Below are 13078 nucleotides of genomic sequence, written 5' to 3' on the forward strand. Positions count from 1 at the left end.
TCAAGCGCCATGTCAGGCCCGTCGGCGTTACTCACTGCTGCGGACGCCACCCAAAACGGTAAGGTTGCCCTCACCGTTTTTTTTGTGCCTGCCGCATTACCGGAACTTATAGCATTTTCTTCAGCCGGTACAACCACTCCAGCGCCTGGCGTGGCGACAGGCTGTCAGGATCCAGGTTTTCCAGCGCCTCGACCGCCGGTGCCACGGGCTGCTCCTCCGGTTGCAGCAGCGACAGCTGGGAGCCGTCTACGCTGCCTGCCGCCGCGCCGGTAGACAGCGTTTCCAGCTCTCTGAGCTTCTGGCGCGCGCGTTTGATAACCTCACGAGGCACCCCTGCCAGCGCCGCCACCGACAGGCCGTAACTCTTGCTGGCGGCGCCCTCCTGTACGCTGTGCATAAAGGCGATGGTGTCGCCGTGCTCCACCGCGTCCAGGTGCACGTTAACCACGCCCTCCATTTTTTCCGGCAGGGTGGTCAGCTCAAAGTAATGCGTAGCGAACAAGGTCATGGCCTTGATGCGGCCTGCCAGGCTCTCCGCGCTGGCCCAGGCCAGCGACAACCCATCGTAGGTCGACGTGCCGCGGCCGATTTCATCCATCAGCACCAGGCTCTGGTGCGTAGCATTGTGCAAGATATTGGCGGTTTCGGTCATCTCCACCATGAAGGTGGAACGGCCGGAGGCCAGATCATCGGCGGCGCCGACGCGGGTAAAAATGCGATCTATCGGACCGATAGTAGCTTCATCAGCCGGTACAAAACTGCCGATATACGCCAGCAGCACAATCAAGGCGGTCTGGCGCATATAAGTGCTTTTACCGCCCATGTTTGGACCGGTGATGATTAACATGCGCCGCGCGTCGGACAACGTCAGCGGATTGGCGATAAAAGGTTCGCTTAACACGTGTTCTACGACGGGATGGCGCCCACCGCTAATGTGGATCCCCTGACGGGCGTCGATTGTCGGGCACACATAGCGCAGCGTCTCCGCGCGCTCGGCCAGATTGCTTAATACGTCCAGCTCCGCCAGCGCGGTGGCGCTCTGCTGTAGCGCCGCCAAATGGGGCAATAGCAGGTCGAAAAGCTCATCGTAGAGCGCTTTTTCCAGCGCCAGCGCCTTGCTTTTCGAGGTCAGCACTTTATCTTCGTATTCTTTCAGTTCGGGAATGATGTAGCGTTCAGCGTTTTTCAGAGTTTGACGCCGCACATAGTGGATTGGCACCAGGTGGCTTTGGCCGCGGCTAAGCTGAATAAAATAGCCGTGTACGGCGTTAAACCCAACTTTGAGCGTCTCCAGCCCGGTTTTCTCCCGTTCGCGCAGTTCCAGACGATCGAGATAATCGGTCGCCCCCGCCGCCAGACCGCGCCACTCATCCAGCTCGGCATGGTAACCCGGGGCGATAACGCCGCCGTCGCGCACCAGCACCGGCGGCGCCTCGATAATGGCCCGCGCCAGCAAATCGCGCAGCGTCTCGAATTCACCGACCCTGTCCAGCAACTGCGGTAAATACGGCTCCGATTGGCCGCAGAGCAGCGCCTGAATGGCCGGCAACTGCGTAAAGGCATAACGCATGCGCGCCAGATCGCGCGGGCGCGCCGAACGCAGCGCCAGCCGCGCCAGCACCCGCTCCAGGTCGCCTACTTGACGTAGCAGAGGTTGCAGTTCCGCCACGTGGTCCTGTAGCGCACGGATACTCTGCTGACGGTAGGTGAGGGTGGTGATGTCCCGGGTGGGCATATGCAGCCAGCGTTTAAGCATGCGGCTGCCCATGGGCGTCACCGTGCGGTCTAAAACGTCCGCCAGCGTATTTTCGCCGCCGCCGCTAAGATTTTGCGTCAACTCCAGATTTCGCCGCGTCGCGGCATCCATCACGATACCGTCCTGTTGCAGCTCCAGCGTGACGGCACGAATGTGCGGCAGCGATGTGCGCTGAGTGTCTTTGGCGTATTGCAGCAGACAGCCGGCAGCGCGCAGGGCCAGCTGCGCCCGCTCAATGCCAAAACCGTTTAAATCGCGGGTGCCGAATTGCAAGGTGAGCTGCTGACGGGCGGTATCGAGCTCGAACTCCCACAGCGGGCGGCGCCGCTGGCCGCGACGGTGCTCGATAAGCTTCATATCCTGCAGTGTTTCCGGATAAAGCAACTCGGCCGGATTAGTACGCTGTAATTCCGCGGCCATCGCTTCGCGGTCTGCGGGCTCGGAAACCAGGAAGCGGCCTGAAGTGATATCCAGAGTGGCGTAACCGAAACCCTGCGGCGCCTGCCAGAGGGCGGCCAGCAGGTTATCCTGGCGTTCATTGAGTAACGCTTCATCGCTTAGCGTGCCTGGGGTAACGATGCGGACCACGCGGCGCTCCACTGGCCCTTTCGTCGTGGCAGGATCGCCAATCTGTTCACAGATGGCGACCGACTCCCCCAGCGCCACCAGCTTGGCCAGATAATTCTCCACCGCGTGATAGGGCACCCCGGCCATGGGGATAGGCTGGCCGGCGGAAGCGCCCCGTTTGGTGAGGGATATGTCCATCAGCTGCGACGCACGTTTGGCGTCATCGTAGAAAAGCTCGTAAAAATCCCCCATCCGGTAGAACAGCAGTATATCCGGATGCTGCGCCTTCAGCTTCAGGTACTGTTGCATCATGGGGGTGTGTGAATCCAGGTTTTTGGTGTCAATCATCGACATGTTTAAAATAATCCATTGAATTTTAAGTTTATTGTGATTTTGTTGTTGTCATTGAGTATCACGATGTCTGGTAACGCAGCCCTGCTCCCTTCTGCTCGACGCCTTCACGTAGGGTGGGGGAGGACCGTCCCTTTTGCTACCGCTATACTAGCCCAGCGACTGTTCCGCTGTCACAGGGTAAAATACGCGCCTTCAGGCAAATTTCGTACGTTGGCCGAGAGCTAAGGGCAGCAGTGAGGGCAAAATAATCAGGAAGCGCGGCCGTCGGGAGAAGGCGAGGAAAACAAAGCCCCTGAACACCGCAGGCGGGGAACGGAGGGTAAAGCGCCCCGACACAGACGCGCTTTTTCCGGCCAGCGAGATCCCGGACGCGGGCCTGTGCGGGGAACGCCGGCGGGCTGATGGCGCAACGCACGCATTCGCCCGACTGGCGGAGTGTTTAAGGGCGCATCAGCGGTTCAATATCGACCCATTTTTTTGTTGGTCGATAGCAAAGCTGAAGGGGCGGTAGGGCGATTTTCTGCCCCGCTATCGCCAATTCTCCTAAGTGAATTGTCCATTTTTCATTTGCACCTTTATTCCATGTTTTGAATACCATATAGACCGAACCATAATCGTCATTGTTGAAAATTCGCGGAACCAGACGGTGCACCTCATCACTGTTGATATCATAGAGTAAGGGCCGCGCATACTTCATCGTGTCACCCGGGAAGTCATAGGGGAATGCGTCCGTGCCGAGGAAGATCTCAGGTCTGGCATACTGACGCGAACCGTCGCCCATGTCGACATAGGCCTGACGGCTATCATAGAGAATGGGAACAGCAGGCTCACCCTTTTGTCGGGCACGAGAAGGGCGCAGGCGACCTTTATTATAGGCAATCAATTGCACGTAAAACTCAGGACGCGCTTCCGTCCCCTGCACTTTGGGCAGGGTAAAGCTCCACCGCTTCTCGGTCATGACCAAGCCCGGGATACTATGGTCATAAAGATAGGTTTCAAGAATGAGCGTTTTTTTTCCGTTGGGCGTCGTTACGTCAAAATGATACTCGCTTTGGCATAGATCACTATAGCCGGGGCGCTCACGCGGCCGATTAACGTTACCATCATGGGCGTAGTGATCCCTGTCCACTTACTGTATTGCGAAAACCACTTAGAAGACGTCCTGGTTCATTTTTTTCCCTGTGATTTGAGTGTAATAATCCGAAATCATGTTTTCAAGTCAAGGGGCTATTCGACGTTATTGTTTCTATCGGGATGCGTCATCACGCATCGGGTAAAGTACGCTATTGCATGTTGGTTTTTCTCCTCGCCGAGATATTTTCCGTGTTGCAACCGTAGGATGCGGTCGGCAACGTGCCCCAACGCCGGGTTATGCGTTACCAGCACGATGGTCCGCTCTTGCCGGTGCAGGTCTTGCAGCACATCCAGCACGCGCTGCTTGTTTTCTTCATCAGGTTGCCGGTCGGCTCATCGGCGAAAATCACCGGCGGTTCATTAACCAGCGCCCGGGCGATACAGACGCGTTGCTGCTCGCCGCCGGAAAGCTGACTGGGTAAATGGCTGACGCGATGACCCAGACCTACCTGCTCCAGCACCGCCCGGGCGGCGGGTTCGTCTACGATGCTATGGTAATGTTGTGCCAGCATCACATTTTCCAGCGCGGTCAAAAACGGGATTAAATGGAATTGCTGAAACACCAGGCCTATCTTCTGCGCCCGGAAACGTCGCCGTCCTTCCTCATCCAGCGCCTCTGCGTCGGTGCCGTCAAGGAGAACCTGACCTTCGCTTGCGGTATCAAGGCAGGTGAGGATGTTCATGAGCATGGTTTTACCCGAACCCGATGCTCCCATGACCGCCACAAATTCGCCGCGCGCGATGTGCAGATTGATATCTTCCAGTGCGGTAACTTCACCGAATCGTTTGTACAAATGGCGGGTTTCAATCACCCTCTGGGTAGGTGTATGACGGATATGGCACTACTCTCCTTTAAGCACTTTCGCCGGCTCGACGCTGACCGCGCGCCGCACCGGAACGATGGCCGCGAGCACCGCGACCAGCAAAGACAACAGCAGGGTGATGGGCAAGACCGGTAGCCGCAGGGAAATGGCGTAATTAAAAACCGTCAACCCCAATAGCTGCGCCAGCAGATAGCCTAGCACCCAACCACTCACCACCGCTGCCAGCGCGATGATGCTCGTTTCCGGTAGGATCTGGCGGATAATATCGCCGTTGCTGGTGCCCAAGGCTTTTTGCAGCGCAAATTCCCGCGTGCGTTCGCTGACGATTGCCATGAGCGTGGTGTTTACGCATAGCGACGACAGCGCCAGAATGACGACCGATACCAGCCCCATCAATCCTTTGATCTTGTCGAGCACCTGTCCTTCGGAGGCGGACACTTTACGTATCGGGAGAATATCGAGGGCGGGATAGTGCTGCGAAAGACGCCGGGCATAGCTGTCCACCTGTCCTACGTCATTGCTGACGCTCAATAAGCCGTGGCTGATTTTCCCGGTTGGTTTAGCCACGCCTGCGCTACGTCCAGACTCACGATCAGCATGTTATCCGTGGCGTCGCACGCCTCAACGATCCCTTTCACCAACAGTTTTTTGCGCGCTTGGTGATCCACGAGCGTCAAGCTATCGCCTGGCTTCAGATTGAGACGCTCGGCGAGCTTGATGCCCACCATGGCGTTGCGATCGTCAAAATTGACGCCGATCCATTTGCCCGTGACCTGCCAATAAGGCACCAGTTTGGGCAGCGACTCGAACCATACGCCCACCATGACGACCTTTTCGAGCTCGGTACGCACCATGCCATAAAACCACGGACTGGCGCTGTGAATGAGTCCGGCAGGCGCCTGTTCGATAATGGTTTGCAAATCCTGCTGCGGCATATGGGTGCCGTGCCCCGGGCCGAGGTAGAAATTGGCGCCGAAGGTGCGCAGCTCTTCGCTCATTTTGGTGTTGATGTCGAACCAGACGGCAGAGCGCGCGGTCACAATAGTCGCGCCCACCGTGAGGGCGACAAACACCCCCCCACGCGCTGCAAACGCAGGCGTAATGCACGCCAGACCAGCAACCAGAGCAGGTCGTGCTTAACTGCCATAGAGCACCTCCACAAGGTATAGACGGGCGATGCGCCGGGCCGGGAACCAGGTGCCGATTAACGCGATCAGCCCCGCAATAACCAAGACACAGGGCACCACTATCCAGGCGAAATTCAGCGGCGAGCCAAAAACATCAGGCCGATAACCTGCGCCAGCCCCCAGCCCCCAGCCCCCAGCCCCCAAGGCAACCGACAGCGCCACCGAGTAAACCGCTGGTCGCGGCTTCGAGATAGAACAGCAACAGAATTTGCTATGGGGGTGCGCCGAGCGCTTTCATCAACCCGATTTCCCGTGCACGTTCCATGATGGTGCTGGTCATCAGCGAGGCGATACCCATGGCCGCCGCGGCCAGCGTCACCACCGCCATCAGCAGTTGAATTTTATCTATGACTACCCCTTTCGATGCGGCTACCTGCCAGACCGGACGCACTTCCGCCCCGGAAATCGCCTCTTCCAACTGGTGCGCAATAGAGGAGACATAGGTGGTGCAGTACCAAAGGTCATAGTCTTCGGAGTTAAGCGCGTCCAGGTTTTCCCACGCCCGGCGCGATAGCGCGTTTTCCGGTACCGTCAGGGCCGAAACGCGAATAGCCTGAATTTTTCCCGGCAGGTTCAGTAATGACTGGACTACACCCAGCGGCATCACCAGTTGGTTGTCTTCTTCGCCACCGCTGGACAGGATGCCGCTCACGATGACTTCACGCGTATTCCCATCGACGGGCAGCGGGAGTTTGTCGCCGACCTGCCAACCGGTACGATGGGCCAGCGCCTGACCGACCAGCGTTTGCGGCAGCGCGCCTGCCGGCTCTCGGGGCCAATCCCCCGTAACCTGCCAGAACGGGCTAACCGTGAGCTGGCCGGTCTGGTACCCCTCTTCATAGGGGATGTCCACCGGTTGGCTGAAAAAGGTCCCCAGCATGCCGACATCGCGGTTGCCGACCTGCACGTCGCCGCCCAGCATCGGTGCGAAGCCGACAATATTGTTGCGCCAGAAGATATCTTTGATGTTGGGCAGTTCGGCTTCATCCAGGAAGTCCTGACCTGACAGCGGGTTGTTTTTCCCGCTGAACACGGCGGGCAGCGCTGCCTGGCCGGCGGGTTCAATCAGAATATTAGCGCCGTAAGATTTCAGCTCGCGCGATATCTTATCGCCAATATCGATAGACACCGCCAGCCCTTTCCACCGTAAATGGTGCCCCCAGGACTGACGCAACATTCTCCATAAAATGGCTACTCCTCCTTCGCCACGCCGGGCACAAACTGCTCAGGCGCATCGCGGAAACGGGTATAGTTGGCGTCCGAGGCAAAGTACCAGGTTTTGCCGGCCCACACGTATTTATAGTCAGCGGCGGTGTTGGTAAGCCGTGTTCCGTCCACCGGATCGACCACATTGATGGTCAAAACTGTGGAAAAATAGTTTGCCCCCGCGGCCAGGGCATCGCGGGGGATGACCAGTTCCCGCGCGTCGTTGCGCCAGTTTTCGATGGGTACCGGGTTACATCCCCCGGGCTTGCCAATCGATGGAATGAAAATATGGACGCCGCAGGCAACGCAAATGACCTGGTTGCCTTCCATGACGTACCCTTGATCGCCGCACAGCAGACAGCGTCAAACACGACGCCAAAACGCAATTTGTCGGGATAACGATTGATGACAAAGAAGCGCACCGCTTTTCCATCATCCGCCACCCAGACAAAGCGGTGAAGTTTTCCGTCGCTCACCCTCGATGGGAAGATGAACCAGGCCATCACCGGCAAGCGTCACCGTCTGCGCTTCGGACAGACGCGGCGGTTGCGAGGAGACCAGATTCCACCACAACTGGCCGGCGATGACGATGACGATGACGGCGCAAGCGGCCGTGGTCAGCGCCAGCCGCAGGGCATCGCGTCGGTCGGCACGGGCAAGGCGGCGGGCTATGGGGTCGCGCGTCGCGCGGAAATGACGCCGCAGGGTCGGCAGCCAGCATGCTGACAGCAGCACAAGCAGACCGGCACCTACCCAATTGAACATCGCTGCGTTGTTGGTGACGTGGGCAACAAAGCTGAGCAACGACTTCAACAGCGGCACCACTTGCAGTTTCATCAGCAGCAACAGCAGGTTTCCGCTCATCGGCAGCCACAGCATGAAAAGCACCACCAGCGTCAGAGGCCAGTAAAGCAAGCGCAGACGTGCCACCAGCAGACGCACTACCGCAGCGATAAGGCTCAGTAGCGCAAACGCCAGCGCCAGCGCGGTGAGATTCAATAGCAGATCGGTATTGAGCGTGCGTGCTGGTGAGCCCGCCCAGATTCGGATCCAGGCCCTAATGGCGCGCTGCGCCAAACACCAGAATCCCCTGCCAAAGATAACGGACAGAGTGCGGCACCCACCAGAAGCTGAGCAGAAATAGCGACGAAATCAACACTTCGGTGCTGACAGTCAGCAATTGCAGCGGCTGGGAGCCGCGGAACCACAGCCCGCACAGCAGCCCGGCGACCAGACCCGCCAGCGTGGTCCACACCAGCGGACGCAGTGCGGGCGGCGGGTTACGGCTCCACAGGACACCGGCCAGCAGGGCGATACAGAAAAAGGACTGTAGCGTTGTGGTGAAAAAATAACTCATAACGTCGACTCAAAAACGGCTTCTGCGCCGCCAGATAAAACATGCGGGACGGCCCTACGACCCTCCCGCCTTATTGTCATGGCGATCCGCGCCCTTTAATTCAGGACGACATACTTGAATTCGTAGCTGACGTCGAACGGCTTCCACTAGCGGTCGACGCCGGTCTCTCTATCGGTATGGCTGTGCATACCGGCTTTTGACGGCGGATCGATATGATAGGTGACCTTGTAGTTGCCTATGCCCATCATTTTGATGTTGGTGCCATAGTGCGGACCACGCTTGCGACCATGGGCATAAAAATCCCTTCTTGCTTCTCGCCGGTGTTATTGTTGACTAAGGTGTAATTGATCGTCAGAAACGAAATCTATTCGCCCGCGCCAAAACCGTTTTTATTCCCTTCCGTAGCATGAATATCGGCTTCCAGATGGATGTCGGATTTTGCCGCCGACAGCCCCATACCGGGCGGCTCCATATTAATCGGCTGCAAATACACGGCGGCCAGCTCCATTTCATTCATGGTGACCGGCTCGCCCGCGGGGTATTCCGTAAACGCCAGCGCGGCGGGGGCGGTAAAAATGCCGGCGATCGCGGCGCCGGCAATCAGTGTCTTATTGATGTTCATCTGACATTTCCTCTGGTCAAAAAAGAACTACGGATTAGTGTGTATTGTTTTGTCGGCCATCTGACCGCGGCGCTGCATAACCCACAGCGCCACCAGCGCCACCAGCGCCACCAGCGCCACAAGCAGCCAGACCGCCTGCGGCAGCAAGGTTTCGCGATAGGGGTAAATGCCAGCCAGCCGATTTCCGGTATGCCGTTAATCAGCGTCGGCTGGAACAATTTGCCTTCCACTAGTTCCAGCACCCCTTTACCGGCAAAGACGAAAGCCATCAGGTACATAAAACTGCCGGTTACCATAAAGAACGGTTTAAGCGGCAGCCTGACTACCGAGTAACGCATGACCAGCCAGGCCAGCAACAGCACGACGCAGCCAATCGCAAAACCGGCGTCAATCGCCAAATGGCCGGACAAATTCTGCGTATCGCCGAAAAGTGCATAGTAAAACAGCACCGTTTCCGCGCCTTCGCGGTACACGGCCAAAAAGCTGGTCAGCCACAGACCGATCAGCGAATTGCGGGATAAGGAGTGGGATAGTTTGCCTTCCAGCTAGGCCTGCCAATGACGCGCTTCCACTTTGGACAGCAGCCAGTAGCTCATAAAGAACAGCATCACCACCTCTATCAGCATGGTGATACCCTCCAGCAACTCCCGGCTGGCGCCGGAATTGGCGAATAGTAGCTGGAATAGGGCGGCGGTCACCCGCTCGCCAACAACGCGAAGATCACCGACTGACGAATTACGGCAGCTTGTCGCGGTGGTTGTTTTTCACCAGATAGGCGACGATGGCCGCCACAATCAACAGCGCTTCCAGCCCTTCGCGCACGATAATCATCAGGCTGTAAAGCAGCAGGCTCCAGTGAGTTTCATCGCCTGTTCCCAGCATGGCGACCGCCTTTTGCAAGTCTTGCTGTAGCGCGCTGGCCTGGGCCGTAAGCTGGTCTACCGGCTGGCCGGCCTTCATCAGACTGACCAGGCGGGTAAAATAGTTTTCCAGCGTGGTTTTGAACGCGGCATTGCGCGCGCCTATTTTATTTTCCATGCCGGTGGCTTCAAAACGATCAAAATAGGCATCCTGCACCGCCAGGATTGCCTCCTGCGCTTCACCGCTTTGATAACGCGTAATCGCCTCGCTGATGCTCTGATTAATCCCTGACGCCACGTTTGCCCAGTCGGCATCCGGTACGCTGGCGCTGGCGACAGCGGCATTATCTGCCGTTTGCTGCGCGCTTACCGGCTGGTTATCGCGCGTGTCGGCAGACCTGGCAAAGTGTCTTCGATATCCTGCCGCAGGGTTGTGACCTGATAGGCAACGTCATTGAGCCGGTCGGGCTGTTTGGCCAGCGCGGTAAATTGCTGATTGATGGCGGCGGCGTCCTGGGCGGAACGATTCTATCGTACCGCCATTTCCATTTCGGAATTTTTAAACCCCTGAAAATGTGTCTGCTTGATGCGCTGGCTGGCGACGTCGTATTGGCCGGCCTGATATAGCGTCACCGCCTCAGCCAGCAAGTCATCAATGCTACGGAAGCTGTCCTGCCAGTAAACGGCGATATCGGAACGGGTTAATGCCGTGTGCTGTTCTTCCGCTACCAGTTGATGCCGACTGTCCAGAACTGGCTCTACCTCGCGCAGCGCTTTTTTAGCCCTTCGATTCTGGCCAAAACGTCGCCGACCGGTTTACTCTCGCCGATCATACGGCGAATGTCACCGAAGGCAGCCTCCATTTCATAGCTTTTGCTGGCGGAGATATTGATGCGAATCGGCCTTTCGAGATTCTCAAAAACCCCGAAATAAGCCATTTGTACTTCGCGTCGTGCCGCGGTGTTTTGCTGTTGTTGGTAAAGTTATGCAGTTTTATCAAGGAGTTGCTCAATATCTTCAATATAAGACGCGTACTGAGTTTGCGCCCAGACGCAGGTGCTAAAGAGCACCCTTAATACGGCCAGCAGAAAGGATCGGGCAATAAACACAATGCATACCGTCAAAACGCAAATGATAATAATTATTACGAATCTTTTTTGTTATTTGTGCATGATTAAGATCATAAAAATGAAAAACAGTGACAAAATGTTTAAGTTTCCTTGGAAAAGAATAACGAACTAACACCTCTCTTTAGTGGATTGGTAATTTATATTTATTGGCGTACTATTCCGGCGGAAAACCCCTGTATAACACGTGGAAATAAACGACGACGTATATGCAAACATGACATGGGCAATAACGCTCGCGCCGGCGTCACGTGATGCTATCGAATGTTATTGCTGCTCAGGCTTAATGAGATAGCAAAAGTTTTTCCCTGGCGAGGCGTTGTAAAAAAGGACCATAACCGCACTCACCTATCCAGAAATTAACGTTTTTCTCCACGCCAGTGGAGGTCATGGTCGCCCCGCTAATACTATCGACGGTGTAAACATCTTGGGGATCGGCGCCAGATTGCACGACCTTCAAGGCGGGCTGGGCGTCGTCATTTAGCAGTTTTTTTCCTGTCCATTGGCGCAGCCAGTCGGGATCTTCCACCCGCGCGCCCAAAAAAGGCGTCTCGTTTTGCTGGTAGTGCAGTAAATTTTTTACCGTACGGCCGTCCGGGGTCAGAGCGACAAACGCATACATCATCGACTTGGCGCCCTTGCCATAAATGGCCAATATAATCTGCTGAAGTTCATCGTTAATATGAATAAAGTAGACATCGCCTGTCGTACAGCGCTGGCGGATTTGCTCGGGATCCTGATCCGTTGGGAGACTCACACAGGATTGAGGTGTATTTTTAGGGGAAGCGTTTGGCAGTAATGCACCACTATCCAAATTGACCTGACGGGCAATGACCCGCCGGTGGTAGAGGGCGTTAAGCGTGCGCGTGTCGGTTTCACCGGCCCAGCCCAGCCCGACGACTTGAATGATCGCTGCGATTCGCTGTGCATCCTCGGGTTCCGCACTATTATTTTGTTAATCAGCAAAAAATAACTGACCCCCGCCGCGAAACAGACGACACAAAATAAAATCATCGACGCAACAATAATTTTACCTTTTCTCATCTTTTTATTTTCTTCCCCTTTCTTGCGACGCTCATAGCACGCCAGAAAATAACGCTGCTCTTGGCGCATACATATGCCACCGATAGGTCAGGTTTGCAAATAGCAATAAAGGGCAGGGCGGAAATGAGATAAAAAAGGGGAAATTAAATCGCTATAGCAGCGGAAAAATAAAACGGTCAAGGCACGCTGGCAAGGTTTGGTACAGTTGAATTATTGGGGTTAGCGTTGAACAAATGGGCAGGTTGTGCGGAATGAGCCAGGCGTGAGAGAAATTACAACTGGCTTCCCTTAACAGTGAGGCAGCCGCTAAATTAAACGCAGTCGAGAGGAATGGGCAATGTCATCTGGCATGGGAAATAGAAATAGCAAGGTGGCGCAGCGCTTTTCTTCACGCCCGTCAGCGCCGTTAGAACGGGGGGATGCCGGGTCTGGATCGCATGGTCAAGCCAGACCAGACAGACCAAATATCTCCGCCCCTGCCGGTGGCCTGGGAGGGGCTATCCACCCCAGCCTGGGGCGATTAGGGGACGCGCCGGCGGGACGAAAGGTAGTCAAGCGGCGGGAGATCGGCTAAAATTGTCGACCAGCAAAACGCTTAGCTATGATTTTCTTGCCAAATTTTGCAGATACCTTACTTTTTAGAGAGATGACCATGTCACAATTACCAAATTGCCCTAAATGCGACTCTGCCTACACATGGCAGCAGGATGAACAGCTTAATTGCCCGGAATGTGGCCACGAATGGTCGCTTGCAGAGGCGAGCGCCGGAACGGAAGAAGGGCTGGTGGTGCGCGACACTAACGGCAATCTCCTGGCGGACGGCGATGCGGTGACGGTTATCAAAGATCTAAAAGTCAAGGGCAGCACTTCGATGCTAAAAATCGGCACTAAAGTGAAGAGTATTCGTCTTGTGGAAGGGAACCACAATATCGACTGTAAAATTGAGGGTTTCGGCGCCATGAAACTCAAATCGGAATTCGTGAAGAAAATATAAATTTTCATAAACGAGGCGTTGTTTTCCTATTTTTTATGGTATATGG

General features: G+C 55.9%; 4 protein-coding genes and 6 pseudogenes. 1 reads left to right on the plus strand and 9 read right to left on the minus strand.

Annotation, left to right across the window (positions count from 1 at the left end):
• Positions 1-106: 106 nt before the first annotated feature.
• From mutS to SGP1_RS04725, 9 genes and pseudogenes are all read right to left on the minus strand, one after another.
• The gene (gene mutS, locus SGP1_RS04685) at positions 107-2671 is read right to left on the minus strand and encodes a DNA mismatch repair protein MutS (protein ID WP_011410504.1); all 2565 of its coding nucleotides are present in this window, start codon (positions 2669-2671) and stop codon (positions 107-109) included.
• Between the two features lie 445 nt (positions 2672-3116).
• Positions 3117-3635 carry a hypothetical protein gene (locus tag SGP1_RS31910; RefSeq protein WP_243466167.1) on the minus strand — a complete coding sequence of 173 codons (519 nt, stop codon included), beginning with the start codon at positions 3633-3635 and terminating at the stop codon, positions 3117-3119.
• 269 nt (positions 3636-3904) lie between these two features.
• Positions 3905-4647: pseudogene (locus SGP1_RS04695) on the minus strand (ABC transporter ATP-binding protein).
• A 6-nt stretch (positions 4648-4653) separates the two neighbouring features.
• Positions 4654-5782, minus strand: a pseudogene (locus SGP1_RS04700) (ABC transporter permease).
• Positions 5772-7011: pseudogene (locus SGP1_RS04705) on the minus strand (ABC transporter permease). The pseudogenes SGP1_RS04700 and SGP1_RS04705 overlap by 11 nt, the downstream one beginning before the upstream one ends.
• Positions 7012-7013: 2 nt before the next feature.
• Positions 7014-8385 (minus strand): annotated as a pseudogene (locus tag SGP1_RS04710) (Fe-S-containing protein).
• A gap of 146 nt (positions 8386-8531) precedes the next feature.
• Positions 8532-9007 (minus strand): annotated as a pseudogene (locus SGP1_RS04715) (iron transporter).
• 27 nt (positions 9008-9034) lie between these two features.
• Positions 9035-10976, minus strand: a pseudogene (locus tag SGP1_RS04720) (FTR1 family iron permease).
• Positions 10977-11277: 301 nt separating this feature from the next.
• Positions 11278-11913, minus strand: a complete 636-nt coding sequence (locus SGP1_RS04725; protein ID WP_341532856.1) for a Na+-translocating NADH-quinone reductase subunit C — start codon at positions 11911-11913, stop codon at positions 11278-11280.
• Positions 11914-12690: 777 nt separating this feature from the next.
• On the opposite strand from SGP1_RS04725, the gene SGP1_RS04730 reads away from it, so the two are divergent.
• A complete protein-coding gene (locus SGP1_RS04730; protein WP_011410507.1) occupies positions 12691-13032 on the plus strand; it encodes a zinc ribbon domain-containing protein YjdM in 342 nt (113 codons plus the stop codon).
• Positions 13033-13078: the final 46 nt, after the last annotated feature.

Source organism: Sodalis glossinidius str. 'morsitans', assembly GCF_000010085.1.
In the GTDB taxonomy this organism is placed as follows: Bacteria; Pseudomonadota; Gammaproteobacteria; order Enterobacterales; family Enterobacteriaceae; genus Sodalis; species Sodalis glossinidius.